This is a genomic window from Kitasatospora sp. NPDC097691, from assembly GCF_040302665.1.
GTDB lineage: Bacteria > Actinomycetota > Actinomycetes > Streptomycetales > Streptomycetaceae > Kitasatospora.
This window is the reverse complement of record NZ_JBEORY010000005.1, coordinates 15,105-41,292: the sequence shown is the minus strand read 5'-3', so window position 1 is coordinate 41,292 and position 26,188 is coordinate 15,105. Positions and strand designations below refer to the sequence as shown.

At 72.8% G+C, this 26,188-nt stretch carries 20 protein-coding genes; 13 read left to right on the top strand and 7 right to left on the bottom strand.

Features of this window, described 5'->3' with window-relative positions; translation table 11 throughout:
- The first annotated feature begins 112 nt into the window (after positions 1–112).
- Positions 113–1,519, top strand: a complete 1,407-nt coding sequence (locus ABTY56_RS05150) for a cell division protein PerM (RefSeq protein ID WP_350626716.1) — start codon at positions 113–115, stop codon at positions 1,517–1,519.
- A 29-nt stretch (positions 1,520–1,548) separates the two neighbouring features.
- Here ABTY56_RS05150 and ABTY56_RS05145 read toward each other — a convergent pair whose 3' ends face one another.
- A complete protein-coding gene (locus ABTY56_RS05145; protein ID WP_350626714.1) occupies positions 1,549–2,202 on the bottom strand; it encodes a hypothetical protein in 654 nt (217 codons plus the stop codon).
- 443 nt (positions 2,203–2,645) lie between these two features.
- Here ABTY56_RS05145 and purN point away from each other — a divergent pair, with 443 nt between their 5' ends.
- Entirely contained in the window at positions 2,646–3,305 is a 660-nt protein-coding gene (gene purN / locus ABTY56_RS05140) for a phosphoribosylglycinamide formyltransferase (protein ID WP_350626712.1), read from the top strand.
- The gene (gene purH, locus ABTY56_RS05135) at positions 3,302–4,879 is read left to right on the top strand and encodes a bifunctional phosphoribosylaminoimidazolecarboxamide formyltransferase/IMP cyclohydrolase (RefSeq protein WP_350626710.1); all 1,578 of its coding nucleotides are present in this window, start codon (positions 3,302–3,304) and stop codon (positions 4,877–4,879) included. The genes purN and purH overlap by 4 nt, the downstream gene beginning before the upstream one ends.
- A 139-nt stretch (positions 4,880–5,018) precedes the next feature.
- Here the strand turns inward: purH and ABTY56_RS05130 are convergent, their stop codons facing one another.
- Positions 5,019–5,633, bottom strand: a complete 615-nt coding sequence (locus ABTY56_RS05130; protein WP_350626708.1) for a hypothetical protein — start codon at positions 5,631–5,633, stop codon at positions 5,019–5,021.
- Positions 5,634–6,146: 513 nt separating this feature from the next.
- Here ABTY56_RS05130 and ABTY56_RS05125 point away from each other — a divergent pair.
- From ABTY56_RS05125 to ABTY56_RS05100, 6 genes are all read left to right on the top strand, one after another.
- Positions 6,147–7,001: a bifunctional methylenetetrahydrofolate dehydrogenase/methenyltetrahydrofolate cyclohydrolase gene (locus ABTY56_RS05125; RefSeq protein ID WP_350626706.1), complete on the top strand. Its 855-nt coding sequence runs from the start codon at positions 6,147–6,149 to the stop codon at positions 6,999–7,001.
- Between the two features lie 19 nt (positions 7,002–7,020).
- Complete coding sequence (locus ABTY56_RS05120) at positions 7,021–7,446, top strand: DUF3017 domain-containing protein (RefSeq protein WP_350626704.1); 426 nt, start codon at positions 7,021–7,023, stop codon at positions 7,444–7,446.
- A gap of 249 nt (positions 7,447–7,695) precedes the next feature.
- Positions 7,696–8,688, top strand: a complete 993-nt coding sequence (locus tag ABTY56_RS05115; protein ID WP_350626702.1) for a malate dehydrogenase — start codon at positions 7,696–7,698, stop codon at positions 8,686–8,688.
- 112 nt (positions 8,689–8,800) lie between these two features.
- Entirely contained in the window at positions 8,801–10,126 is a 1,326-nt protein-coding gene (locus ABTY56_RS05110) for a hemolysin family protein (protein WP_350626700.1), read from the top strand.
- Positions 10,127–10,156: 30 nt separating this feature from the next.
- The gene (trpS, locus tag ABTY56_RS05105; protein ID WP_350626698.1) at positions 10,157–11,197 is read left to right on the top strand and encodes a tryptophan--tRNA ligase; all 1,041 of its coding nucleotides are present in this window, start codon (positions 10,157–10,159) and stop codon (positions 11,195–11,197) included.
- Positions 11,198–11,259: 62 nt separating this feature from the next.
- Positions 11,260–11,748 (top strand): 2'-5' RNA ligase family protein, encoded by a 489-nt coding sequence (locus ABTY56_RS05100; protein ID WP_350626696.1) that lies wholly within the window; start codon positions 11,260–11,262, stop codon positions 11,746–11,748.
- Here the strand turns inward: ABTY56_RS05100 and ABTY56_RS05095 are convergent.
- A complete protein-coding gene (locus ABTY56_RS05095; RefSeq protein ID WP_350626694.1) occupies positions 11,733–14,294 on the bottom strand; it encodes a CDP-glycerol glycerophosphotransferase family protein in 2,562 nt (853 codons plus the stop codon). The genes ABTY56_RS05100 and ABTY56_RS05095 overlap by 16 nt on opposite strands.
- Before the next feature lie 237 nt (positions 14,295–14,531).
- A complete protein-coding gene (locus ABTY56_RS05090; RefSeq protein ID WP_350626692.1) occupies positions 14,532–18,104 on the bottom strand; it encodes a bifunctional glycosyltransferase/CDP-glycerol:glycerophosphate glycerophosphotransferase in 3,573 nt (1,190 codons plus the stop codon).
- A gap of 134 nt (positions 18,105–18,238) precedes the next feature.
- Between ABTY56_RS05090 and ABTY56_RS05085 the strand changes: the two genes are divergently transcribed.
- A complete protein-coding gene (locus ABTY56_RS05085) occupies positions 18,239–19,237 on the top strand; it encodes a glycosyltransferase family 2 protein (RefSeq protein ID WP_502893028.1) in 999 nt (332 codons plus the stop codon).
- Positions 19,238–19,305: 68 nt separating this feature from the next.
- The gene (locus tag ABTY56_RS05080; RefSeq protein ID WP_350626690.1) at positions 19,306–20,292 is read left to right on the top strand and encodes a YihY/virulence factor BrkB family protein; all 987 of its coding nucleotides are present in this window, start codon (positions 19,306–19,308) and stop codon (positions 20,290–20,292) included.
- A gap of 27 nt (positions 20,293–20,319) precedes the next feature.
- Here the strand turns inward: ABTY56_RS05080 and ABTY56_RS05075 are convergent, their stop codons facing one another.
- On the bottom strand, positions 20,320–21,492 hold the full coding sequence (locus ABTY56_RS05075) for a D-alanyl-D-alanine carboxypeptidase family protein (protein WP_502893027.1): 1,173 nt from the start codon (positions 21,490–21,492) through the stop codon (positions 20,320–20,322).
- A 140-nt stretch (positions 21,493–21,632) separates the two neighbouring features.
- Here ABTY56_RS05075 and ABTY56_RS05070 point away from each other — a divergent pair, with 140 nt between their 5' ends.
- Together ABTY56_RS05070 and ABTY56_RS05065 are read left to right on the top strand one after the other, a co-directional pair.
- On the top strand, positions 21,633–21,890 hold the full coding sequence (locus ABTY56_RS05070) for an SCO4848 family membrane protein (RefSeq protein WP_350626688.1): 258 nt from the start codon (positions 21,633–21,635) through the stop codon (positions 21,888–21,890).
- A 95-nt stretch (positions 21,891–21,985) separates the two neighbouring features.
- Positions 21,986–23,596, top strand: coding sequence for a hypothetical protein (locus tag ABTY56_RS05065; RefSeq protein ID WP_350626686.1), 1,611 nt, complete (start codon positions 21,986–21,988; stop codon positions 23,594–23,596).
- Between the two features lie 65 nt (positions 23,597–23,661).
- On the opposite strand, the gene ABTY56_RS05060 is transcribed toward ABTY56_RS05065, so the two are convergent.
- Together ABTY56_RS05060 and sdhA are read right to left on the bottom strand one after the other, a co-directional pair.
- Positions 23,662–24,435, bottom strand: a complete 774-nt coding sequence (locus ABTY56_RS05060) for a succinate dehydrogenase iron-sulfur subunit (RefSeq protein WP_350626684.1) — start codon at positions 24,433–24,435, stop codon at positions 23,662–23,664.
- Positions 24,435–26,177: a succinate dehydrogenase flavoprotein subunit gene (gene sdhA, locus ABTY56_RS05055; RefSeq protein ID WP_350626682.1), complete on the bottom strand. Its 1,743-nt coding sequence runs from the start codon at positions 26,175–26,177 to the stop codon at positions 24,435–24,437. Before sdhA ends, ABTY56_RS05060 begins: the two co-directional genes overlap by 1 nt.
- Positions 26,178–26,188 lie beyond the last annotated feature (11 nt).

Genomic DNA, 26,188 nt, shown 5'->3' with positions numbered 1-26,188 from the left:
GCCGGCGATGCGGGGGCAGGGTCTGAAAATGCGCATAAGCCAATAATCTGGGACACGGCGGCGGTTTGCCGCTTCACGGAGCATGGCGAGTCGCCTTGGCACCATGTGGCGCATGACGCAGCTGATGGGCCGTCCGATCCTGCAGGCGCCGGGGGAATTGGGCGGACGCCCCGCGCTGGCCGACCTGTTGGCGGGGGTGCGGACGGCGCTGGTCGGCTTGGCGGTGGTCGGGGCGCCGGTGTTCGGGCTGTGGGTGGTGACGCCGTACGCGGACGACGGCGCGGCCGCTGCCACCCGGTTGGCGGGTGTGCTGTGGCTGCTCGGGCACGGTGCGCCCGTGCTGCGCGGCGAGGCGGACACTCCGCTGACCGTCACTCCGTTGCTGCTCGGCGTCCTGGCCGTGGTCCGGCTCCACCGGGCCGGCGCCGGGGTGGCGGCCCGGCGCGGGCTGCGCTCGCGCTGGGGCGGGCCGGTGGCTCTGTGGGCGGGGTACTGCGCGGTGGCGGTCGCGGTGGCGCTGCACTGTGCGGGTGCCGGGCTGTTCCGCAGCCGGGTGTTGCCGGACGTCCTGGTGGTGGCGCTGGTGGCGGCCCTCGCGACGGCTGCCGGGGTCCGCTCGGTCGACGCCGCGGGCGTCCCGTTCGCCGACTCCCCGCTGGACCGCCTCCCGCCGCCGTACCGTCCGACCGGCGGCGCGGCCGTGGTGCGGGCCGCGGCGCTGGCGGCCGGGGCCGGGCTGGTCGCCGGGGGCGCGGTGCTGGTGGCCGTGTCGGCATTGCTGGACGCGGCGGTCGGCGGCGGGCGCGGGATGGCGCTGCTGGGACGCGGGCCCGTCGCGCTGCCGGGGTTGCTGCTGCTCGCGCTGGTGCTGCTGCCGAACGCCGTGTTGTGGGGTGCGGCGTACGCACTGGGCCCCGGGTTCGCGGTGGGCGCCGGGACGGTCGTGTCGCCGGACGGTACGGCGCTGGGACCGGTGCCGGAGTTCCCGCTGTTCGCGCTGCTGCCGGCCGACGGCCCGGGCGGCTGGCGGTGGGCGGCGCTGGTGCTGCCGCTGCTGGCCGGGGTGGTGCCGGCGGTGCTGCTCGGCCGGGCGGCGGCGGGTCGGCGGGGCCCGGCCGGGGCGGGCGAAGGGAACGATGACCGGGGCGGGCCCTGGCCGCCCGCCGCGACGGTGACGGCCGCGCTGGCGGCGGCCCTCGCGGTGGGGATGGGGGCGGCGCTGCTGGGCTGGCTGTCCGGTGGGGCGCTGGCGGGCGGGCGGATGGTCCGGCTGGGGCCGGTGCCGTCGTCGACGGGCCTGGCGGCGGCGGGCTGGTTCGCGCTGGTGGCCGTGCCGGGTGCCCTGCTCGTCCGGCACCTCGTGCTCGCCCCGGCGGACGGCGGGGGCGCGTACGCCCGGCTCGCACGGCAGGCACGCCGGGGCGCGCTGCGACTGCGCGCCCGGACGTACGCCCTCGTGCTGCACCTGTCCGGGCCTGCCCGCGAGCCCTCGGAGCCGGAGACGGACCCGCTCGACTGACGGACCGTCGCGCGGGCGGGCTGCTCGGGCTACTCGGCGTTCCCGGTGAAGTCCACGTACCACTGCGGCGCGTAGCGGTCGCAGTTCTGGGCTCCGACCGCGGTCAGCGAGTCCCGGACGCAGGTGACGTATTCGCGGTAGTGGTAGTTGAGGCCGATCACCGAGGTGGCGACCACGACGGTCATCGCACCGGTCAGGATCCCGGCGAGCGCGGCCGGGGTCAGCGGGTTGGGCGCCGGGCCCCCGTGGACCGGGCCGACCGGACCCGCCGTGGCGGCCGGACCTGCCGGGGCACCGGCCGCGCCCGGGGCGGACCGCGGGCTCCGCAGGGCGCCGACGCCCCAGACGATGCCGAGCACGCCGATCAGCAGGGCGATCCAGTGGAAGCCCGCGAACAGGCAGACCAGCGCGAACGGCCCGGCCAGCGCGGCGTTGCGGGCCCGGCGGTGGGCCGGGTTCGTGGGGTCGAGCCGGGGCGGCTGCGGGGCCGGGGGCCGCCGACCGGGCCCGCCCTCGCCCGGGCCGGAGCCCCACGGCGGTGGGAGCTGAGGGCGCTCGCCGCCCTGGCCGCCGGAGCCGTCCCCGCCGGTCCAGGGGCTGCGCGGCTGCCACGGCTGGTCCGGGGCGTCCGCCGGCGGCGGCGCGAAGGGGTTGCGCTCGTCGGTGTCGTCGCCGCTGCTCATGGGTTCAGCCAATCCTTGTCGGTCGGAGCTCGGTGGGAACTCGGTCGGAACTCGGCCGGAGCCGGGCCCGGGGTCCCGCGGTGGTCGCGGTCTCGCGGTCGGCGCGGTCTCCCGCGCCCCCCAATGATCCCGCAGCCGTTCGCCGCTCAACCGGCGGGCCGGTGCCCGAGCCCGGTCGGGCCCCCGCCGGCCCGGGCGCAACTCCGGTGCGGCGGGCCCGAGGAGATCCCCGTCTCAACTACGCGCGTAGCGCCGTCGGGAGGGTTCGGGGGCTGTCCGACCAGCCGTTATCGTGGTGACGGTCAGCAGCTCACATCGGTTCCCGGGGCCCGCGTCGCGGCGGGTTCTCCTGGTGTTCCCCCTCGCTCGACCTGCCGTTCGTAGTGGCCCCACCGCCGGTGGACGTACCAGCGCACGGCGCCCGACCTACGGAGAATCGCGCAGTGGCCGCCGCCCCCGCCCAGCACTTCCCGCCCCGTACGTCCGGACCCGCCCGCCTGGTGGTGCTGGTCTCCGGCTCCGGAACCAATCTGCAGGCGCTGCTCGACGCTGTCGTGGATCCGGCCTACGGCGCCGAGATCCTCGCCGTCGGGGCGGACCGGGACGGGATCGCCGGCCTGGAGCGGGCCGCGAAGGCGGGCCTGCCGACCTTCGTCCACCGGGTGAAGGACTTCCCGGACCGTGCCGCGTGGGACCGCGCGCTGACCGCCTCCGTCGCCGAGTACGAGCCGGACCTGGTGGTCACGGCCGGATTCATGAAGATCCTCGGCCCCGAGTTCATCGCCGCCTTCGCCGGGCGGATCGTCAACACCCACCCCGCACTGCTGCCCGCCTTCCCCGGCGCCCACGGCGTCACCGACGCCCTCGCGTACGGCGTGAAGGTCACCGGCTGCACCGTCCACCTGGTCGACGCCGGCGTGGACACCGGGCCGATCATCGCGCAGGGCGTCGTCGAGGTCGTCGACGCCGACCACGCCGATGGCGGCGACGCGCTGCACGAGCGCATCAAGACCGTCGAGCGCAAGCTGCTCGTCGACGTCGTGGGCCGGCTGGCCCGCGAGGGTCACCGCATCGAGGACCGAAAGGTATGGATTCCGGCATGAGTGCCAGCTCCACTACGCCCCCCGTCTCCGAGGACGTCCGTCCGATCCGTCGCGCGCTGATCAGCGTGTACGACAAGACCGGTCTGGAGGAGCTGGCCCAGGGCCTGCACGCCGCCGGGGTCGCCATCGTCTCCACCGGTTCCACCGCGGGCCGGATCGCCGCCGCCGGCGTCCCGGTGACCGAGGTCTCCGAGCTGACCGGCTTCCCGGAGTGCCTGGACGGGCGCGTGAAGACGCTGCACCCCCGCGTGCACGCCGGTGTGCTGGCCGACCTGCGCCTGGAGTCGCACCGCGCGCAGCTGGCCGAGCTGGGCGTCGAGCCCTTCGACCTGGTCGTGGTGAACCTCTACCCGTTCAAGGCCACCGTCGCGTCCGGCGCCACCCCGGACGAGTGCGTCGAGCAGATCGACATCGGCGGCCCGAGCATGGTCCGCGCCGCCGCCAAGAACCACCCCTCGGTGGCCGTCGTGGTCGACCCGGCCCGCTACGAGGACGTGCTGACGGCCGTCCGGGAGGGCGGCTTCGACCTGGCCACCCGCAAGCGCCTGGCCGGTGCCGCGTTCGCCCACACCGCCGCCTACGACGTGGCCGTCGCCTCCTGGTTCGAGGCCGGCTACGCGCCGAGCGACGAGCGTTTCCCCGAGTTCCTGGGCTCGACCTGGGAGCGGCAGAACGTGCTGCGCTACGGCGAGAACCCGCACCAGGGCGCCGCGCTGTACAGCGACGGCACCGGCGGCCTGGCCGGCGCGCAGCAGCTGCACGGCAAGGAGATGTCGTACAACAACTACGTCGACACCGACGCCGCCCGCCGCGCCGCCTACGACCACGCCGAGCCGGCCGTGGCGATCATCAAGCACGCCAACCCGTGCGGCATCGCGACCGGCGCCGACGTCGCCGAGGCGCACCGCAGGGCGCACGAGTGCGACCCGGTCTCCGCGTACGGCGGCGTGATCGCGGTCAACCGCCCGGTCACCGTCGAGCTGGCCGAGCAGATCGCCCCGATCTTCACCGAGGTCGTCGTGGCCCCCGGCTACGAGGACGGCGCCCTGGAGGTGCTGACCCGCAAGAAGAACCTGCGGGTGCTGCTCGCCCCCGAGGCCCCGGCCAACCGCCAGGAGGTCCGCCCGATCTCCGGCGGCGTGCTGCTGCAGGACGCCGACCGGGTGCACGCCGAGGGCGACGACCCGGCGAACTGGACGCTGGCCACCGGCGAGGCGCTGTCGGAGGCCGAGCTGGCCGAGCTGGCCTTCGCCTGGCGGGCCTGCCGGGCCGTCAAGTCCAACGCGATCCTGCTGGCCAAGGACGGCGCCTCGGTCGGCGTCGGCATGGGCCAGGTCAACCGTGTCGACTCCTGCAAGCTCGCGGTCGAGCGGGCCGGCGAGCGGGCCAAGGGCGCGTACGCGGCCTCGGACGCCTTCTTCCCGTTCGCGGACGGCCCGGCGATCCTGATCGCGGCCGGGGTCAAGGCCATCGTCCAGCCCGGCGGTTCGATCCGCGACGAGGAGGTCGTCGCGGCGGCCGCCGAGGCCGGCGTGACCATGTACTTCACCGGTGCGCGGCACTTCTTCCACTGATGACGTGACGGCATGACAGAGCGGCCCGGCTTCCCCCTCGGGGAGCCGGGCCGCTCTGTCGGTGTCGCACGGGCCGTGTCGTACGAGGCCGGTGCCCCGCGGAGCCGGTGCCGCACGGGGCCGGGTTCGTACGGGCCGGTCAGTACTTCGGCCGGTTGAACCAGTCGACGCCCTCGCGGGTGCTCATGGCGACGATCCACAGGACGCAGATACCGATCCACAGCACGCCGACCACCACGCCGAAGCCGCTGCCCGCGGCCTGGGCCTTGGAGCTCCCGGTGATCGCGCTGATCGTCACGAGCGCGCCGAGCAGCAGGGCGACCGAGCCGTACACGATGGTGGTGATCCGGGTGGCCGGGCCGCCCTTGCCGAACTTCACCCCGAGGGTGATCGAGAGCACCGAGGCGAGCAGGTACAGGATCCCGAGGACCAGCAGGACGCCCGCGGCCGCGTTGCCGAAGATCGCGGTGTCGCTGCTGGTGCTGTGCTGGTTGGCGACCGTCTTGGCGCTCGCGGCCACGATCAGCAGGAGGCCCGTGAGGAGGACCTGCACGCCGCCGACGACGAACAGCAGGACGCGGGCGGTCATCACCAGGCCCGGCATGGACCTCGGCGGCGCCACCGGCGCGTAGCCGTAGGCCGGGGCCTGCTGCGGGTAGCCGTACGCGGCGGGCGGCGCCTGCTGCGGGTAGCCGTAGCCCGGGGCGGCCGGCGGCTGGCCGTACGGGTTGTTCGGGTCGGGCGGGTAACTCATGGATGCCTCCGGGCAGTTACGGGGACGCGGGGACGGGACGGCGGAGGCCCCGGATGCGGTCGCGAGTCGGGTCGTCGACAGCACGGGACAGTACCGGGGCGCGGTGACAGCCCGGCGGCGGTGGCGGGCGGCGCGACCGGCTCAGCAGCGTGATGAACGGGCGAGCGCGGACCGGGACGGGCGCAGCGCGGCGGAGGCGGCGCTGCGGCGGTCGGGCTGCTCGGACTGCTGTGGTCGGATCACTGGCTCTTTCCCCCGGATACGCCCCGCCGCGGTATCCGTCGGCCCGTCACCGGGCCTGGTTGCGGCAGGGTATGCGGGCAATATCGTCATCCGGACGGCGGCGCCCTGTCCAGCCGGTTCAGGCACCGGGTCAAGACTGTGGCGCAACCGCAATGCGGTACGGACGTTCCGTACCCGTCCGGCCGCCCGTGCGGCCGCCCGACCGGGCGCCGCGGCGGGACCCGGCCGCCCGTGGTACGGCACCCTGCCGCGATCCGGGAGAATGGGGTCATGACTGCCCAGATTCTCGATGGCAAGGCCACCGCCGCCGCGATCAAGTCCGAACTCGCCGCCCGCGTGGCGGCCCTCAAGGCGAAGGGCGTCACGCCCGGCCTCGGCACCGTCCTGGTCGGCGACGACCCGGGCAGCCGCTGGTACGTGAACGGGAAGCACAAGGACTGCGCCGAGGTCGGCATCGCCTCGATCCAGCGCGAGCTGCCCGCCACCGCCACCCAGGAGGACGTCGAGAACGTCGTCCGCGAGCTCAACGCCGACCCGTCCTGCACCGGCTACATCGTCCAGCTGCCGCTGCCCAAGGGCCTGGACCAGAACCCGGTCCTGGAGCTGATGGACCCGGACAAGGACGCCGACGGTCTGCACCCGACCTCGCTCGGCCGGCTCGCCCTGGGCATCGACGGCCCGCTGCCCTGCACCCCGCTGGGCATCGTCGAGCTGCTGCGCCGCCACGACGTCGAGATCAACGGCGCCGAGGTGGTCGTGGTCGGCCGCGGCATCACGGTCGGCCGCTCGATCGGCCTGCTGCTGACCCGCCGCTCCGAGAACGCCACGGTGACCCTGTGCCACACCGGCACCCGGGACCTGAGCGCCCACCTGCGCAAGGCCGACATCATCGTGGCCGCCGCCGGTGTGCCGCACCTGGTCAAGCCGGAGGACGTCAAGCCGGGCGCCGCGGTGCTGGACGTGGGCGTCAGCCGCAGCGAGGGCAAGATCGTCGGCGACGTCCACCCGGGCGTGGCCGAGGTGGCCGGCTGGATCTCCCCGAACCCCGGCGGCGTGGGCCCGATGACCCGCGCGATGCTGCTCAACAACATCGTCGAGGCGGCCGAGCGCCGCGCCGGCATCTGACACCCCAGGGACGGCGAACATGACTGAACCGCGACCGGCGCGGTCCCGGCGCAGGCCGGTGAAGACCACCGGCACCCTGCCGCCCGAGGGCTCGGCCGCGGCCCTCGGGCGCGAGCACGCCCTGCCGGTCCGGCAGTGGCCGATAACGCTGGTCCTGCTGGTGGTCGGCGCGGGCCTCGCGGTCACCTGGTTCGCCGACTTCAAGGACGGCTTCAAGTACGGGCTGCTGATCCTCGGCGGCGGCGTGCTGCTCGGCGCGGTGCTGCGCCTGGTGCTGCCCGAGGTCGGGATGCTGGCGGTGCGCAGCCGCTTCACCGACGTGATCGTGCTGACCTTCCTGGGCGCCTCGATCGTGCTGCTGACCCTGGTCGCGCAGCCGAACCCGTGGGTGCAGATGCCGCTGCTCGACAACATCGGCCAGCTGATGGGCCGGCCCAAGCACTGACCGTCCCGAGCACTGACCGGCAGCACCGACCGGCCCGGTCGTCCGCGGCCCCCGCCCCCACCCCTCGCACTCCCGGAGGGCGGGGTGGGGGCCGCGGTGCGTCTGTGACGCATCAGCCACGCCCGCACACGCGGCGTACGCTTCCCTTTGCGATAACCTGACGCCGGTCTCTCGATGTCGAGAGATCATCCTCGGCTCCAGTGCGCCGGTGTGCCTGGGGCACCTGGCGATTTGCTGGAGAAGGTAGAAATGACCCGCACCCCCGTCAACGTCACCATCACCGGAGCCGCCGGCCAGATCGGCTACGCGCTGCTCTTCCGCATCGCCTCGGGCCACCTGCTCGGTGCCGACGTGCCGGTGAACCTGCGCCTCCTGGAGATCCCGCAGGGCCTCAAGGCCGCCGAGGGCACCGCCATGGAGCTCGTCGACTGCGCCTTCCCGCTGCTGCGCGACATCAAGATCACCGACAACCCGAACGAGGCCTTCGACGGCGCCAACGTCGCGCTGCTGGTCGGCGCCCGTCCGCGCACCGCCGGCATGGAGCGCGGCGACCTGCTGCAGGCCAACGGCGGCATCTTCGGCCCGCAGGGCAAGGCCATCAACGACCACGCCGCGGACGACATCAAGGTCCTGGTCGTCGGCAACCCGGCCAACACCAACGCCCTGATCGCCCAGCGCAACGCCCCGGACGTCCCGGCCGAGCGCTTCACCGCGATGACCCGTCTGGACCACAACCGCGCCGTCGGCCAGCTGTCCGCCAAGACCGGCGCCGTGGTCTCCGACATCAAGCGCGTCACCATCTGGGGCAACCACTCCGCGACCCAGTACCCGGACGTCTTCCAGGCCGAGATCGCCGGCAAGCCGGCCTTCGAGGCCGTCGGCAGCGACCTGGCCTGGCTGGAGAACGACTTCATCCCGACCGTCGCCAAGCGCGGCGCCGCCATCATCGACGCCCGCGGCGCCTCCTCGGCCGCCTCGGCCGCCAACGCCGCCATCGACCACGTGCACACCTGGGTCAACGGCACCGCCGAGGGCGACTGGACCTCCATGGGTGTCGTCTCCGACGGCTCCTACGGTGTCCCGGCCGGCCTGATCTCCTCCTTCCCGGTCACCACCAAGGACGGCAAGTTCGAGATCGTCCAGGGCCTGGAGATCTCCGACTTCTCGCGCGCCCGCATCGACGCCTCGGTCCAGGAGCTGACCGAGGAGCGCGACGCGGTCCAGGAGCTGGGCCTCATCTGAGCCCGCCCCGCACGGCTGCACCGGCGGCCCGCCGACTTCCCCCTCGGAAGCGGCGGGCCGCCGCCGTGTCCGGCCTCGGGGGCCCGGACCGGCCGCCCTACACTGGCCCGCTGTGAACGAAACCCTCGGGGACGCCGCGCTCGTCCTCGTCTTCATCCTGTTGGGCGGGCTGTTCAACGTCGCCGAGATCTCGCTGATCTCGCTGCGCGAGGGCCAGATCCGGACGTTGGAGGCGCACGGCACCCGACGCTCGGCCCGGGCCGCGCACCTGGCCGCCGACCCCAACCGCTTCCTGGCCGCCGTCCAGGTCGGGGTGACCTGCATGGGCTTCCTGTCCGCCGCCTTCGGTGCGGACACCCTGGCGGGCAAGGTCGCCCCGCTGTTCGTCCGGGCGGGCCTGTCCGAGGGCGTGGCCGACGCGGTCGCCCTGGTCGGCCTGACCCTGGTGATCAGCTACGTGTCGCTGGTGCTCGGCGAGCTGACCCCCAAGCGGATCGGCCTGCAGCGCGCCGAGTCCATCGCGGTGCTCGCCGCCCCGGTGGTGGACGTGATGTCGGTCGTGCTGCGCCCGGCGATCTGGCTGCTCGGCCACTCCACCAACCTGATGGTCCGCCTGCTCGGCGGCGACCCGACGGCCGGGCGCGGCTCGATGAGCTCCGAGGAGCTGCGCGGCCTGGTCGCCGCCAACACCGAACTCGGCAGCGACGAGCGGGCGCTGATCGCCGACGTGTTCGCCGCGGGGGAACGCCAGCTGCGCGAGGTGATGGTCCCGCGCACCGAGGTGACCTTCCTGGACGCCGAGCGCCCGCTGGCCGCCGTACGGCACCAGGCCGACACCTCCCCGCACTCGCGCTACCCGGTGGTCGAGGGCAGCGCCGACGCGGTGGTCGGCTTCGTCCACGTCCGCGACCTGTACGGCGCGCGCGGCGGCCAGGCCGCCAAGGCCCGCGACCTGGCCCGCCCGGTGAAGCTGCTGCCCGGCACCAAGCGGGTGCTGGAGGCGATGGGCGAGATGCGCCGCGAGGGCCACCACCTGGCCATCGTGGTGGACGAGTACGGCGGCACCGCCGGGATCGTCACCCTGGAGGACCTGGTCGAGGAGGTGATCGGCGAGATCCGCGACGAGTACGACCGGCCGGAGTCCGCCCCCACCCGTCGGCTGGCCGGCGGCGGCATGGAGCTGGACGGCCTGCTCAACCTCGGCGACTTCGCCGAGGAGACCGGCGTCACCCTGCCGGAGGGCCCGTACGAGACGGTGGCCGGCTGCCTGGTCGCCTCGCTCGGCCGGCTGCCTCGGGACGGCGACCAGGTGCGCGTCCCGCTGGAGGGCGGCGGCGGGGTGCTGCTGACGGTGGCCAAGGTCGAGGGCCGGCGGATCGCCCGGGTGAGGGTGAGTGCCGTCACACTGGCCGAACCTCCGGGGGCGGACGTTTCCTGAGCGACCGGTGGAACTGGAAGAATGGCCCGCATGGTCAACGCAGCGGTCACCGGTCCGGCCAAGGACCGTCCCCGGGTGCTCTCCGGCATCCAGCCCACCTCCGGCTCGTTCCACCTCGGCAACTACCTGGGCGCGGTGCGCCAGTGGGTCGACCTGCAGAAGGACAACGACGCCTTCTACATGGTTGTCGACCTGCACGCGATCACGGTGCCGCAGGACCCGGCGACGCTGCGCGAGAACACCCGGATCTCCGCCGCGCAGCTGCTCGGCGCGGGCCTGGACCCGGACCACTGCACGCTCTTCGTCCAGTCGCACGTGCCCGAACACGCGCAGCTCGCCTGGGTGATGAACTGCCTCACCGGCTTCGGCGAGGCGTCCCGGATGACCCAGTTCAAGGACAAGTCCTCCCGCTACGGCTCCGAGAGCACCACGGTCGGCCTGTTCACCTACCCGATCCTCCAGATCGCGGACATCCTGCTCTACCAGGCGGACGCCGTCCCGGTGGGCGAGGACCAGCGCCAGCACGTGGAGATCACCCGCGACATCGCCGAGCGCTTCAACACCCGCTACAGCCCGACCTTCACGGTGCCGAAGCCGTACATCCTCAAGGAGACGGCGAAGATCCAGGACCTCCAGGACCCGGCCGTCAAGATGAGCAAGTCGGCCTCCTCGCCCAAGGGCCTGGTGAGCCTGCTGGACGACCCGAAGGTCAGCGCCAAGAAGTTCAAGAGCGCCGTCACCGACACCGGTACCGTCGTGTCCTACGACGAGGAGGAGAAGCCGGGCGTCTCCAACCTGCTGCGCATCCACTCCGCGCTCAGCGACCGGTCGGTCGACGAGCTGGTCGCGCACTTCGAGGGCAAGATGTACGGCGCCCTGAAGACCGAGCTGGCCGAGCTGTTCACCGAGTGGGTCACCCCCTTCCAGGAGCGCACCCGCACCTTCCTGGACGACCCGGCCGAGCTGGACCGGGTGCTGGCGATCGGCGCCGAGAAGGCCCGCGAGGTGGCGTCGGCGACGCTGGAGACGGTGTACGACCGGATCGGCTTCCTCCCGGCCGCCAAGCGGTGACTCCCCTCACACGCCTGCCCGGTGGTGGCGACCTCCCGGAGGTCGTCACCATCGGCGTGTCCGTGAGCGTCCCGGACCCGCACGGCGCGGCGATCCAGGACGCCCGGGCCGGGCACGGTGATCCGCTGGCCCGGTCGATACCGACGCACGTCACGCTGCTGCCGCCGACCGAGGTGCCGGTCGACGCGCTGCCGAAGATCGAGGAGCACCTGGCGGCGGTCGCGGCCGCACACCGGCCGTTCCGGATGCTGCTGCGCGGCAGCGGCACCTTCCGCCCGGTCTCCCCGGTGGTGTACATCCGGGTCGAGGAGGGCGCGCAGGAGTGCCGGCTGTTGGAGGCGGACGTCCGCTCCGGCCCGCTGGCCCGCGAGCTGGCCTTCCCGTACCACCCGCACGTGACGGTCGCCCACGGCCTGCCGGACGACGTGCTGGACCAGGCGTACGAGCAGGCGCGCGGTTTCCGGGCGTCCTTCGAGGTGCCGGGCTTCGGCCTCTCCCGGTTCGACGCGGACGAGGTCTGGCGGCCCTGGCGGAGCTACTCCTTCTCCTGACGGCGGCTCCGGCGCCCTCCCGGCGCCGCCCGGGACGGGCCCGCGGCACGCTGCGCTCCGAGCATCCGGTCGACCACCCGGCGGGCCGCACCGCCGTCGTCCAGTGCGCAGTGCTCGGCCTGGAAGCGCCGGTAGCGCTCGGCGTAGCCGGGGGGTAACCCGCCTCCGTTGTCGGCGAGTTCGCGCAGCGCGCCGAGCAGTTCGGCGGAGGTCGGCACCAGCGGGCCCGGGGCGTTCGGCTCGAAGTCGAAGTAGAAGCCGCGCAGGGTGTCGCGGTAGTGCTCCAGGTCGTAGGTGAAGAAGTACATCGGGCGGCCGGTGATCGCGAAGTCGAACATGATCGACGAGTAGTCGGTCACCAGCACGTCCGCGACGAGCAGCAGTTCCTGCGGGTCGGGGTAGTCCCCGCAGTCGTACCGGAAGCCGTCGCCCGCGCCCGGCAGGGGCTCGCGCACGTGCGCGTGCGGGCGGACCAGCAGCACGTGGTCCCGGCCGAGCAGCCGCCGGGCGTGGTCGAGGTCCAGCCGCAGGTCGAGCCGGAAGCCGTCGCCGTCGCCGCGCCGCTGGTCCTCGCGCCAGGTCGGCGCGTACAGCACGATCCGCTTGCCGTCGGGGACGCCGAGCCGGCGGCGGACGGCCGCCGCGGTCCGCGCGTCCGGGCGGGCGAGCACGTCGTTGCGCGGGTAGCCGGACTCCAGCACCTCGCCGCCGTAGCGAAAGGCGCGGCGCAGGATCGGGGTGGCGAACGGGCTGGGGGAGAGCAGCAGGCTCCACTGCGGGGTCTCCCGGTCGAGCGCCGCCAGGTAGCCGTGGTCGGCCAGCCAGGGGTTCTCGACGTCGTGGGCGATCCGTTTCAGCAGCGAGCCGTGCCAGGTCTGCACGACGACCTGGCCGGGGCGGCGTTCCAGGAAGTCCGGGAAGTGCGTGTTGCCGACCAGGTACCGGCAGGTGGCCAGCGCCCGGTACCACTCCGGGCTCCAGACCCGCACCGGGGTGACCCCGGCCGGCACCGCGGCCTGCGCGTCGTCCACGGCCCACAGGTGCGCCAACGGCACGCTGCGGCGCACGAGTTCGGCGTGCACCGCACGCGGGGAGTCGGCGTAGCCGCGGCCGCCGAACACGTCGTACAGCACCGCCTCGCGCAGCGGTGCGCGGCGGGCGGCCGGGTAGCGTTCGGCGCGCTGCCGGCGCTGCGTCCAGGCGCTGCGCTCGGCGGCGCCGAGCACCGGGGTGGAGTCCACCAGCAGGGTGTCGTGCCAGCGGCGCTGCAGCAGGATCCGCTTGCCGCCGGCCGTGGCGGCGGCGGGGACGGCGGGCAGTGCGGCGGGGGCGGCGATCAGCGGCCGGCCCGGGCCGGTGCCGCCCGGCGGCTCCAGCGAGGCCTCCCAGATGCCCTTGCGCAGGGGCAGCCCGGTGCCGTCCGCGCCGGTGCGGGTGGTGGGCACCCGGGCCAGGAAGCGGCCGTCCGGGCCGGTCGCGACCGGGGTGCGGGCCTCGCTCGCGGTGCCGGAGTGCCGCAGCACCAGCTCCAGTCGGTCGGCGGCCGGCGCCGGGCAGTGGCCGGAGAGCTCGAAGCCGTCGGCCCGCACCGCGATCCGGTCGACCAGGCCGACCGCGGGCTGGACGCAGACCTGGAGGCGGCCGTCGGCTAGGTGCTTGAGGTAGAGCACGCGGTCGCGGGCGTCGGGCAGCGGGTGCTGGCCGGCCACCGGGCCGCAGCGTTCGTCGAGGCACAGCTGCTCGGTGCCGCCGTCCGGCCGCAGCAGTTCGGCGTCCCAGTGCTCCAGGTCGCCGCGGCCGCGTCCCTCGGCGGTGAACGGGCGGTAGGGCAGCCGGACGGTGAAGGTGTTGCCGCCGCGGGTGAGCGGCTGCTCGATCACCGCGGCGCTCTGCCGGTGGCGCAGTCGCAGGACGGTCCCGGTGGGGCAGGAGTCGGCGACGCCGCCCAGGTCGAGGTCGACGGCGGTGCGGGCGGCCCGGGTGATCCGGACGGCGGGGCGTTCCAGCCGCAGCCGCAGTCGGCCGTCCTCGAAGTACGGCTGGAGGCGGACGTCGTGGTCCACCCAGCAGGCCGGCGGGTACTCGCCGGAGCCGCACCAGTGCGGGGCGAGGGTGCCGTAGTGGCGGCGCACCCGGGCGGCGCGGGGGCGGGTGAAGAGGGTGGTCTCGATCCGCCAGTCGCCGCACAGCCACCGGCCGTCGCGGCGCAGCCGGCCGGGTACCAGCAGGGCGGTGAAGCCGGACCAGTCGTGGTTGTGCTCGGGCTGGGCGCTGTCGTCGGTGACCTCGGGCATCCTGCGGGGTCTGGAGCGCAGGTGCAGCGGTGGTGCGGCCGGGTCCTCGTGGCGCAGGGTCAGCCAGGTCCAGGCGGATCCGGGGCGGCGGGTGTCCAGGCCCTTCGGACGGGCGAAGCCGGTGAGTTCCAGGCCGCGGTCGTGCCAGCGGGCGTGCAGCAGTCCGAACACCGCGTCCCGGTCGTCCGCGGGGCGTGCGGTGGTCACCCGGGGAGCGGCGTGCGGCAGAACGAGCCGGGTGAGCACAGGCATGGTGATCGGAGCCCTTCGGAATGGAAATTCACATCCCATCCGGAAATGGCGGTAAAGGTCAACTGAACGCTTTTTCGAATTCCCTGGGGAATTCATTTCCGGGAGCGCCTGTTCGGAAATGGATCACCTGTGCGGAATATCGTCCTCTCCGGGGCTCCGAGGGCTCCGAGGGCTCCGGGAAACGCGGAGGCGCCCGACACCGGTGGTGTCGGGCGCCTCCAGGACCGTTCGCGGTGACTACTCCGTGCGGAGCATCGCGTCGACCACCCGGGCGGCGGCCTGGCCGTCGTCCAGGTCGCAGTACGCCTCGCGGAACGCGGCGGCCTTGTCCGCGTACTCGGCCGCGACCTCGTCCAGCCGGCCGAGCGCGGCGACCAGCTCCTCGGAGGTGGCCAGCAGCGGGCCGGGCGCCTCGGCCTCGAAGTCCAGGCTGAATCCGCGCAGGTTGTCCCGGTAGTGCTCCAGGTCGTAGGTGAAGAAGAACATCGGCTTGCCGGTCGACGCGAAGTCGAACACGCTCGCCGAATAGTCGGTCACCAGCACGTCGGCGATCAGCAGCAGCTCCGCCATGTCGGGGTAGCTGCCGACGTCCCAGATGTAGCCGTTGCCGGCGTCCGGGATCTGACCGCACATCACGTTGTGCCGGCGCACCAGCAGCACCTGGTCGTCGCCGAGCGCGGCCTTGGCCGCCTCCAGGTCGATCCGCAGGTCGATCTGGTAGCCGCCCTGCGGCCGGCGACGGTCCTCGCGCCAGGTCGGTGCGTAGAGCACGACCTTCTTGCCCTCGGGCAGGCCGAGCCGCTCCCGGACCTGCTCGGCGGTCTTCTCCCGGTCGGCCGCGAACAGCAGGTCGTTGCGGGGGGCGCCGCTCTCCAGGATCTCGCCCTTGAAGTCGAAGGCGCGCCGCAGCACCGGGGCCGACCAGCGGTTGCCCGCCACCAGCAGGTTCCAGTTCGGCACCTCCCGGGCCAGGCCCTTGAGGTAGTTGGAGTCGGTGAACCAGACCTTCTCGAAGTCGAAGCCGACCTGCTTCAGCGGCGTGCCCTGCCAGGTCTGCAGGACCACCTGGCCGGGGCGGCGGACGAAGAAGTCGGGCAGGTGGGTGCTGGTGACGATGTACTTGGCGGTGGCCAGCGCCTCGAACCACTCCGGGCTCCAGAGCCGGACCGCCGTCGCGCTCTGCGGCAGCTCGACCTGCATGTCGTCGCTGCCCCACAGGTGCTCCAGCGCCAGGCCGCGGCGGACCAGCTCCTCGTGGACGGCCCGCGGCGAGTCGGCGTACATGCTGCCGTTGCCGGCGTTGTACAGCACCGTGTCGCGCACCGGCAGCCGACGCGCGGCCGGGTAGTCGACGCTGCGCAGCTGGCGCTGGCGGTAGCCGGACCGCTCCTCGGGCAGCAGCGCCGCGTGCGACTCCAGCGACAGGCCGTCGTGGTAGCGGCGCTCCAGCACGATCCGCTTGCCGCGGGACTCCACCTCCAGCGGCAGGGCGTCGAAGCAGACCGGGGTGACCTGCGCGGAGGCGTCGGACAGCTTCTCGACCGGCGCGCCGACCTGGCGGAAGTAGACGTCCCAGGTGCCCTTGGCGAACGGCACCCGGCCCGCGAAGGAGGCGGTCGGCACGGCGGGCAGCGCGGTGCGGAACCGGCCCTCCGAGATCTCCACCGGGTAGACGTGCTCCTCCTCGCGCCAGTGGTGACGGACCACCAGCTCCCAGCGGTGCGCGCCGGCCAGCGGGAACGAGCCGCTGAGCAGGAAGCCGTCGGCGCCGCGCGCGGAGACCTCGTCCACCAGCGGCTGCAGCAGCTGGTCGGAGAACTGCAGGTGGCCGGCCGGGGAGGGCTTGGAGTAGAGCGACCGGCGCAGACCGGCCGGGGCCTGCGGGTTCAGCGGCAGGTGCAGCTGCTCGGGCGCGTTGCGCTCGTCCCACGCCAGCGGGACGACACTGCCGTCGGCCAGCAGCAGCGCGGTGTCCCAGCGGTCGCGGGCGCGCTCGTCGGCGATCGGGTCCAGCTCGGCCCAGGCCTCGCGCACGGCGGTCAGCTCGGCGGTCGCGAAGGAGGCGGTGAAGGGCTGCAGCGAGCCGGCCGGCGCGCCCAGCTCCAACGGGACGTCCACGGTGCGGTCCGACTCGACGTGGGTGAGCCGCAGCAGCGCCCCGGCGAAGCTCGGGCCGGAGCGGGCCGCACCCGAGACCTCCACCCGGCCGGCGTGCGCGGCCAGGCCGGTCACCCGCGCCTTGACCGTCTCCACCCGCAGGAAGACGAAGTTGTCCCGCACCCACGGCGCGATCCGTACGTCCGGCTCGACCCAGTGCGACGGGACGTACTGCGCGGTGTCGCTCCAGCCGGCCGAGATCCGGCCCTTGTACACCCCGCCCTTGCCCGCGCCGGCCACCAGGAGGCGCCAGTGGCCGTCCTTCCACTGGCCGCGGTGCTTGAGCTTCTTCGGGTCGAGGGAGACGGTGAAGCCGGACCAGTCGCAGCTGTACAGGTCGTGGCTGCAGCTCGCGGTGGCCTCGGGGCTGTACGTGGTCTTCATCGGCACCGCGATCACCCGGCGGCCCTTGGTCTCGCGCACCACCAGGGTGCGGACCATGTCGTGCTTGTTGGCCGCGCCCAGCTGCTCCGGGTACGCGTGCCCGCTCAGCTGCAGCTTCCCGCCGACCCAGGAGCTCTCGTACAGCCGGCTGCGCATGACCAGCGAGTTGTCCAGCTTGAGCACGCCGGACGGCACGCTCTTGCGCCCGCCGCGCAGGAACGGGTAGTCGGCGTACGGGCGCAGCAGACCGCGGGCCTGGACGCCGCCGCCGCTCTCGCCCTCGTACTTGATCTGCTCGACCAGCTCGTCCACCCGGCCCGCCAGGGTCAGGTGGTACTTCAGCCGCAGCGGCGCGCGCAGCTTGCGGACCTGCTCGGGGCCGATCGCCCGGAGCAGCCGGCTGACGTTCTGGACGTAGGCGTCCCGGTACTCCTTGTCGCCGTCCACGACGGACCAGAAGAACATCGGGATCTCCTCGACGAGGGTGTTCTCGTCGTAGGACTGCAGGTACTGGGCGAAGCGCGGCTCGGTCTGCTTCCTCAGCCAGGCGCGGACCAGCTCGACCGAGGCGACGCGGTCGATCAGGCCCTTCGGGTTGGTGCGCATCTGCGTGATCGACATCTCGCCGACCTCGCGCTCGCGCCAGTGGTAGATCGGCTCGGAGAGCACGTCCACGCTCTTGGCCAGGTAGTGGTGCGGGACGCTGACCGGCGCGTCCTCGTACAGGATGCCCTCGGGGTAGAGCAGGTCGGCCGCGTCGAAGAAGGAGCGGCGGTACACCTTGTTCCACGCGGTGCGGTCGGTGACCAGCGCCGGGACCTCGGTGATGTGGGTCTTGAGCCTGGTCTCCTTGAACGGCTTCACGTGGCCGCCGGACTGGTAGTAGCCCACGGCCCGGAAGCGCAGCACGTTGCCGGTGCAGAAGTCCGAGCCGGTCTCCTCCAGCGTGTTGATCATCAGCTCGTACGCGCTCGGCGGCATCGAGTCGTCGCTGTCCACGAAGCACAGGAACTCGGCGTCCGGGTCGATGTGCCGGATGCCGGTGTTGCGGGCCGCGCCGAGGCCCTTGTTCACCTGGCGGACCAGCCGGAAGCGCGAGTCCTTGGCCGCGTACGCCTCGGCGAGCGCCGCGCTGTCGTCCTTCGACCCGTCGTCGACCATGACGCACTCGAAGTCCGTGAAGGTCTGGGCGGCGATCGAGTCGAGGCACTCGACGAGATAACGCTCGACGTTGTAGATCGGAACGACGATGGAGAGGCGGGGAGCCATCGGCTACGCAGGCCTTTCTGGGGAAGGAGCGAGGCAGCCCGTAGGGGGCCTGACCGCACTTCGAACGGTGCGTACGTGCGTCCCGATCCTACCTCCGGGGCCGAGGCCTCCCCGGGGGCCACTACGCTGGGCCCGTGCCCCGCTTCAGCGTCATCGTCCCCGTGTACAAGGTCCAGGACTACCTCGCCGAGTGCCTCGACTCGGTCCTCGGCCAGGACGGGCCCGATCTCGAACTGATCGCGGTGGACGACCGCTCCCCGGACGGCTGCGGCGCGATGCTGGACGAGGCCGCCGCCGCCGACCCCCGGGTCAGGGTGCTGCACCTGCCGGAGAACGTCGGCCTCGGCCGGGCCCGCAACGCCGGCCTGGAGGTCGCCGCCGGGGACTACGTGGTCTTCCTCGACAGCGACGACACCCTCACCCCCGGCCTGCTCAAGGCCGTCGACGAGCGGCTCGCCGCCACCGACGACCCGGACGTCCTGGTCTACGACTACGCCCGCACCTACGCCGACGGCCGGATCACCCGGGCCGCCTCCGCGCACGTCTTCGGCGCCGCGTCCCCGGACGTCTTCGACCTCGCCGCCCGCCCCGACCTGCTCGACCTGCTCCAGGTCGTCTGGAACAAGGCCTACCGCCGCGACTTCGTCACCGAGCAGCAGCTGGTCTTCCCGGCCGGCTACTACGAGGACACCCCCTGGACGTACCCGGCGCTGCTCGCCGCGGGCCGGATCACCCTGCTCGACCTGGTCGGCGTGCACTACCGCCAGCGCCAGGAGGGCGGCAACATCCTGGCCACCGCCAGTCGCAAGCACTTCGACGTCTTCGCCCAGTACGACCTGGTCTTCGCCTTCCTCGACCGCCGCCCCGACCTGGACCGCTGGCGCCCGGTCGTCTACGGCCGGATGCTGCACCACCTCAACACCGTGGTCTCCAAGCCCGGGAGGGTCCCGCCCGGCGACCGCCGCGAGTACTTCCGCCGCGCCGCCGCGCACTGCGCCCGGCTGCGCCCGGCCGGCCACCGCCCGCCGGCCGGCGTGGACGGCCTGCGCACCGAACTGCTCGGCCACGGCCGCTACGCCGCCTACCAGGCCGTCCGCGCGTTGGCGAAGGCCCGCCGGCTCGTCAAGCGGTAGACCCGGGACGTCCGGATCCGGCCCGCGCCTGACGGCCGTTCGGGGGACGGGCCGGTATAACCGGTCGGATGGACTTCCTGACCCGCCTTCCGGTCATCGGCCCGCTCGTCGCCCGGGTGCTGCGCAGCCGGGCGTACCGGGTGTACGAGTACTTCTCCGCCGCCCGTGGCAACCGGCTGGCCGGCGCCGTCACCTTCTTCGGCTTCCTGGCCCTCTTCCCACTGCTCACGGTGGGCCTGGCGATCGCCGTCGCGACGCTCAGCGACAGCCGGGTGCACGACCTGCAGGAGCGCATCTCCGACCAGCTGCCGGGCATCTCGGACGCGCTCGACCTGCCGTCCCTGGTGGCCAGCGCGGGCGCGGTGGGACTGGTCGGCGGGGCGCTTCTGCTGATCTCCGGCCTCGGCTGGGTGGACACCATGCGCACCTCGATCCGGGACCTGTGGCAGCTGCCCGACGAGGAGGGCAACCCGCTGCTGCGCAAGGCCTGGGACGTCGTCGTGCTGGGCGGCCTCGGCCTGGTGTCGCTGTTCTCCCTCGCCGCCTCCGCCGCCGGGACGACCCTGGCCGGGCGGATCGCCGAGGCGATCGGCCTCGGCAGCGGCTACCTGCTGACCGGCGTCGGCGTGCTGATCGCCATAGGGTGCGACACCCTGCTGTTCGCCTACCTGCTGGCGCCGTTCCCCGGGATCACCGGCCAGCGCCGCCGGGACGTCCTGCGGGGCGCGCTGATCGGCGCGGTCGGCTTCGAACTGCTGAAGATCCTGCTCGCCTCCTACCTCGGCTCGGTCGCCGGGCGGAGCCTCTACGGGGCCTTCGCCACCCCGGTCGCGCTGCTGCTGTGGATCAACTTCGTCTGCCGGCTGCTGATGTACTGCGTGGCCTGGACGGCGACGGCCGACCCCGCGGCGGCCCGGGAACGGACCAGGGCGCACGGACGGGCGCTGCTGGAGGCGGCCGACAAGGCGCAGGCGCAGGCCGAGGAGCGGGCCGGGAAGGCCCGGGCGCAGGCGGAGGAGACCGCCGGGAACGGCAAGGCCCGGCCCCAGGACTGAGGCCGGGCCCGCCCGCTCGACGGGTGGTCAGCCGGCGGAGCGGCGGCGCCGCAGGACCAGCGCGCCGTACCCGGCCCCGGCCCCGGCCAGCACGACGGCAGACCAGCCGACGGGGCCGAGCCCGCCGTCCCCGGCGGGCGCGGGTGCCGCGGCGGGCGGGGCGGCGGTGTGGGAGGGGTGCGGCGGCGGCGCGGGCGTGCCGGCCGTGCCGCCGGCCGGGACCTCGTCGACCAGCTTGCCGACCGGCTGGACCTTGCCGGCCGCGGCGAAGCCCCAGTCCAGCAGGGCGGCCGTCTCGTCGTACACCTTCTGGTAGCTCGCCGGGTGCATCACCGTCACCAGCAGGGTGCGGCCGTCGCGCTCGGCCGCGCCGACGAAGGTCGAGCCGGCGTTGGTGGTGGTGCCGTTCTTCACCCCGATCAGCCCGGGGTACTTGCCCAGCAGCCGGTCCGTGTTGGCGATCCCGAAGCTGCCGCGCTGGCCGGTGTTCTTGTCCACGGCGCCCGGGAACATCGCGTCCCGGGTGGCGCAGTACATCCGGAAGTCCGGGTTGCGCAGGCCGGCCCGGGCGAACAGCGACAGGTCGTAGGCCGAGGAGAGCTGGCCGTCCATGTCGTAGCCGTCCGGGGAGACCACCCTGGTGTCCTTCGCCTGCAGCGCCTCGGCGCGCGCCTGCATCTCGGCGACGGTCTGGGGGATGCCGCCGTTCATGTGCGACAGGACGTGCACGGCGTCGTTGCCCGAGCTCAGGAACACCCCGCGCCACAGGTCCTCGACCCGGTACTCAAGGTTCTCCTTGATGCCGACCAGGCTGCTGCCGGCGCCGATCCCCTGGATCTCCTCGTCGGCGACCCTGTGCACCGCGTTGCGGTCGAACTTGGGCAGCACGGTGTCCGCGAAGAGGATCTTCAGGGTGCTGGCCGGGGGCAGCTTGAGGTGCGGGTTGTAGGACGCCAGCACCTCGCCCGACGTCGCGTCGGAGACTACCCAGGACTGGCCGGTGAGACCGCTCGGCAGAGCCGGGGCACCCGCCAGCGGGGCCACCTGGACCCCGGGGTTCCCGAGCCGCTCGCCGCCGACCGCGGCAGACGGGGGCGGCTGCTGCGGGGCCGCGACCGCCGCCGGGGCGGCGAGCAGGACCGGGAGGGCCGCGGTGACCGCGGCGCACAGGCGTGCGAACGTGTGACGGGGAGTGGGCACCAGCAGACCGTACCCATTCCGGGCCCCGGCCGTCCGCCACTCCGGGCCCGTCCTCCGCAGGAGGGGCACGCCGTACGCCGATCGGCGGCCCGCGCATACTGGGGACGCACACCGCCTTCACACCCCGCCGAGGACCACCCATGAAGCTCAGCCGCCGCACCTCCTGGTTCCTGACCGCCTTCGGGGTCTGGTCGATGATCATCTGGACCACCTTCGTCAAGAACCTGTGGAAGGACTCCGGCGGCCAGGCCTTCACCAACGGCGACCACTCCCAGCCCACCGCCTTCTTCTGGGTCCACCTGCTCCTGGCCGTCACCTCCTTCGTCCTCGGCATCGCCGTCGGCACCATCGGCCTCCGCGGCCTGCGTGCCACCCGCCGCACCCCGGCCACCGACTGAGAATCCCCGTTGCCGCTGTCGGACCCCACTGGCAGGATCTCCACCGCTCGTGCACGTATCGAACAGATCTGCAGACACAGGGGTGGGGAATCTCCATGACACTTCGACATGCCCGCAGGCTCGGCGGGGTCACCGCGGCGGCGGTCGCCGCGGGCCTGCTGGCCACGCCGGTGCCGGCTGTGGCCGACACCGCGCCGGCCGTCCTCGGGACGGAGCAGGGCGGCGACTACCGCACCGTCGCCTGTGACCCGACGACCGCTCCGCTCTGGAGCGGTCGGAGCACGTACGGCCCGACCCTCAACGCCAAGGTGACCGGCACCGGCGCCCGGTTCAGCGTCCGGGACGAGACCACGGGCGCCCAGGACCCGGTCTACACCGGCGAGGCCCAGGCCTACGCCCAGAAGGCCGGCGTCAAGGTCCCGGGTCTGCTGGACGGACACAGCTACGCCTGGCACGTCTGGGCCCTGGACGGCACGCAGGTCTCCGCTCCGTCAGCGGACTGCCACTTCTCGGTGGACACCACGGCCCCGACCGTCACGGTCTCCTCGACCGACTTCCCGGCGAGCGGCAAGGCCACCAAGTACGCGGGCCAGAAGGGGACCTTCGTCCTCAAGGGGGTCGACCCGGCCCCGGCCGGCGGCAAGTCCTCCGGCATTGCTTGCTTCCGGTACGGCTGGGACTACCTCGGGGTAGGCGGCTGCGATGCGACGGATGCCGTCCGGCCGGGCGCCGACGGTACGGCGACGGTCGACCTCCGGGTCGTGAACTGGGGCAGCAACAACCTTGTCGTCCAGGCCATCGACAACACGGGCAACGTCAATCCGACGTCCTACTCCTTCTACGCCCCCTCGAACCCGAACCCGCCGAAGACCCTCGGCGATGTCGACGGGGACGGCGTCGCGGACATCCTGGTACCGGACTCCCAGGGCAACCTGCAGTACATCGGCGTGAACGCTTCCGGCACCGCGCCCGGTTCGACGGTCCGGGCGGCTGTTGCGCCCGACCGGACGAGCTGGGCGTCGTACCAGGTGGCACACCGCGGCTGGACCGACCACGCACCGTCGGCGGACGACTTCTTCGTCCACAAGCCCGGCCAGGGCTACCTCTACATGTACCGGAACTTCGACTACGGCTCGTTCGGCCAGACGTGGACGGGTGCCGATCGTTCCACCGAGTGCGTGGACGACGCCGGGACGGTCGTGGCCTGCCCGGCCGACTACGCCTCCGACTGGTCGAAGGCGGACCAGCTGGTCGCGTTCGGCCCGGTCGTGGGGGACGCCGATCCGTCGCTGCTGACGCTGGAGAACGGCAACCTCTGGCTGCACGCCGGCGGCGACTTCGCCTACGGCTACCAGCAGGCCCGCAAGCTCACCACCTCCGGTGCCTGGAACGGCTACGACCTCATCGCCCCCGGCCCGGACTCGGCCGGCAACCTCGCCCTGTGGGCGCGTGACCGGGCCACCGGCGAGCTGCACGCCTACCCGGTGACCAAGCAGGCCGACGGGCTGCTCGACTTCTCCGCCCTCGCCGACCCCGCGGCGAACGTGGTCGCCACCGGCTTCACCACCGCCGCCTACCCGACGCTCGGCAGCTCGGGCGACGGTGACGGGGACGGCAAGCCGGACCTGTGGGCCGTCACTGCCGACCGGCACCTGGTGACCTTCGGCGGCTGGTCCGCGCCGAAGGACCTCGGCGCCCTGCGCTAGGAAACGCCGGAGGCCCCCGCCCGATCCGTGGATCGGGCGGGGGCCTCCGGGCTGTCAGCCGGTGATCAGAAGCGGCGGGTGACCAGCGCCCGCTTCACTTCCTGGATCGCCTTGGTGACCTCGATGCCACGCGGGCAGGCCTCGGAGCAGTTGAAGGTGGTGCGGCAACGCCACACGCCCTCACGGTCGTTGAGGATCTCCAGGCGCTGCTCGGCACCCTCGTCGCGCGAGTCGAAGATGAAGCGGTGCGCGTTGACGATGGCGGCCGGACCGAAGTACTGGCCGTCGTTCCAGAACACCGGGCAGGACGACGTGCACGCGGCGCACAGGATGCACTTGGTGGTGTCGTCGAAGCGCTCGCGGTCCTCGGCGGACTGCAGGCGCTCGCGGGTCGGCTCGTTCCCCTTGGTGATGAGGAACGGCATGACGTCCTTGTACGCCTGGAAGAACGGGTCCATGTCCACGACCAGGTCCTTGAGGACCGTCAGGCCCTTGATGGCCTCGATCGTGATCGGCTTCTCCGGGTCGACGTCCTTGATCAGGGTCTTGCACGCCAGCCGGTTGCGGCCGTTGATCCGCATGGCGTCGGAGCCGCAGATGCCGTGCGCGCAGGAACGGCGGTAGGTGAGGGTGCCGTCCTGCTCCCACTTGATCTTGTTGAGCGCGTCCAGGACGCGCTCCTTCGGGTCCATCGTCAGCTGGTAGTCGACCCACACCGGGTCCGGGTGCTCCTCCGGGTTGAACCGGCGGATCCGGAAGGTGACGGTGATCAGCTGCGTGCCACCGGCCTCGACCGCGTCCAGAGCGGCCGAGTGCTTCTCCACAGTCGGAGTGCTCATCAGTACTTACGCTCCATCGGCTGGTAGCGGGTCGTCACGACCGGCTTGTAGTCGAGGCGGATGGAGGTGCTGCCGTCGGCGGCGACCTCCTGGTACGCCATGGTGTGCTGCATGAACTTCACGTCGTCACGGGTCGGGAAGTCCTCGCGGTAGTGACCGCCGCGGGACTCCTCGCGGGCCAGCGCGGAGACGGCCAGCACCTCGGCCAGATCGAGCAGGTTGCCCAGCTCGACGGCCTCCAGGAGGTCCGTGTTGTAGCGGAAGCCCTTGTCCTGGATGGAGACGTTCTTGTAGCGCTCCTTCAGCGCGGCGATGTCCTCGACCGCCTGCTTCAGGGTGGCGCCGGTGCGGTAGACCATGGCGTTGGCGTCCATGCTCTCCTGCAGCTCCTTGCGGATCTGCGCCACGGACTCGGTGCCGGTGCCCTCGCGCAGGCCGTCGACCAGGGCCTGGACCTTCTCGGCCGGGTTCTCGGGCAGCTCGACGAACTCGTGCGCGTTGGCGTAGTCGGCGGCGGCGACACCGGCCCGCTTGCCGAACACGTTGATGTCCAGCAGCGAGTTGGTGCCCAGACGGTTGGCGCCGTGCACGGACACGCAGGCGACCTCGCCGGCCGCGTACAGCCCCGGGACGATGTCGGTGTTGTTGCGCAGGACCTCACCCTCGACGTTGGTCGGGATGCCGCCCATGGCGTAGTGCGCGGTGGGCTGGATCGGGATCGGGTCCGTGTAGGGCTCGATGCCGAGGTAGGTGCGCGCGAACTCGGTGATGTCCGGGAGCTTGGCGTCCAGCTGCTCCGGCGGCAGGTGGGTCAGGTCCAGGTAGACGTGGTCGCCCTCCGGACCGCAGCCGCGGCCTTCGCGGATCTCGGTGTAGATCGCGCGGGAGCAGACGTCACGGGACGCGAGGTCCTTCATGACGGGGGCGTAGCGCTCCATGAAGCGCTCGCCGTCCTTGTTGCGCAGGATGCCGCCCTCGCCGCGGGCGCCCTCGGTGAGGAGGATGCCCATGCGCCAGATGCCCGTCGGGTGGAACTGGAAGAACTCCATGTCCTCCAGCGGCAGGCCGCGGCGGTAGACCAGGGCCTGGCCGTCACCGGTGAGGGTGTGGGCGTTGGAGGAGACCTTGAAGAACTTGCCGGTGCCGCCGGAGGCGAACACGACGGACTTGGCCTGGAAGACGTGGATCTCGCCGGTGGCCAGCTCGTAGGCGACGACGCCGGCCGTCTTGCCGTCGTTGATCAGCAGGTCGAGGACGTAGAACTCGTTGAAGAACTCGACGCCGTGCTTGACGCAGTTCTGGAACAGCGTCTGGAGGATCATGTGGCCGGTGCGGTCGGCCGCGTAGCACGAGCGGCGGACCGGGGCCTCGCCGTGGTTGCGGGAGTGACCGCCGAAGCGGCGCTGGTCGATGCGGCCCTGCTCGGTACGGGAGAAGGGCAGGCCCATCTTCTCCAGGTCGAGGACGGCGTCGATGGCCTCCTTGCACATGATCTCGGCGGCGTCCTGGTCGACCAGGTAGTCACCGCCCTTGACCGTGTCGAAGGTGTGCCACTCCCAGTTGTCCTCCTCGACGTTGGCCAGGGCGGCGCACATGCCGCCCTGGGCCGCGCCGGTGTGGGACCGGGTCGGGTAGAGCTTGGTCAGGACGGCGGTGCGGGTGCGCTGCGTGGACTCGATGGCCGCGCGCATGCCGGCGCCGCCGGCGCCGACGATGACGGTGTCGTACTGGTGAATCTGCATGGGGGGTTAAC

Excerpts from the sequence above, each read along its gene's own strand:
- sdhA (WP_350626682.1), bottom strand. The coding sequence starts at position 26,177 with ATGCAGATTCACCAGTACGACACCGTCATCGTCGGCGCCGGCGGCGCC.
- ABTY56_RS05130 (WP_350626708.1), bottom strand. The coding sequence starts at position 5,633 with ATGAGTTACCCGCCCGACCCGAACAACCCGTACGGCCAGCCGCCGGCC.
- ABTY56_RS05080 (WP_350626690.1), top strand. The coding sequence starts at position 19,306 with ATGGACTTCCTGACCCGCCTTCCGGTCATCGGCCCGCTCGTCGCCCGG.
- ABTY56_RS05065 (WP_350626686.1), top strand. The coding sequence starts at position 21,986 with ATGACACTTCGACATGCCCGCAGGCTCGGCGGGGTCACCGCGGCGGCG.
- ABTY56_RS05095 (WP_350626694.1), bottom strand. The coding sequence starts at position 14,294 with ATGCCTGTGCTCACCCGGCTCGTTCTGCCGCACGCCGCTCCCCGGGTG.
- ABTY56_RS05115 (WP_350626702.1), top strand. The coding sequence starts at position 7,696 with ATGACCCGCACCCCCGTCAACGTCACCATCACCGGAGCCGCCGGCCAG.
- ABTY56_RS05150 (WP_350626716.1), top strand. The coding sequence starts at position 113 with ATGACGCAGCTGATGGGCCGTCCGATCCTGCAGGCGCCGGGGGAATTG.
- purH (WP_350626710.1), top strand. The coding sequence starts at position 3,302 with ATGAGTGCCAGCTCCACTACGCCCCCCGTCTCCGAGGACGTCCGTCCG.
- ABTY56_RS05120 (WP_350626704.1), top strand. The coding sequence starts at position 7,021 with ATGACTGAACCGCGACCGGCGCGGTCCCGGCGCAGGCCGGTGAAGACC.
- ABTY56_RS05125 (WP_350626706.1), top strand. The coding sequence starts at position 6,147 with ATGACTGCCCAGATTCTCGATGGCAAGGCCACCGCCGCCGCGATCAAG.
- ABTY56_RS05145 (WP_350626714.1), bottom strand. The coding sequence starts at position 2,202 with ATGAGCAGCGGCGACGACACCGACGAGCGCAACCCCTTCGCGCCGCCG.
- ABTY56_RS05060 (WP_350626684.1), bottom strand. The coding sequence starts at position 24,435 with ATGAGCACTCCGACTGTGGAGAAGCACTCGGCCGCTCTGGACGCGGTC.
- ABTY56_RS05070 (WP_350626688.1), top strand. The coding sequence starts at position 21,633 with ATGAAGCTCAGCCGCCGCACCTCCTGGTTCCTGACCGCCTTCGGGGTC.
- trpS (WP_350626698.1), top strand. The coding sequence starts at position 10,157 with ATGGTCAACGCAGCGGTCACCGGTCCGGCCAAGGACCGTCCCCGGGTG.
- ABTY56_RS05090 (WP_350626692.1), bottom strand. The coding sequence starts at position 18,104 with ATGGCTCCCCGCCTCTCCATCGTCGTTCCGATCTACAACGTCGAGCGT.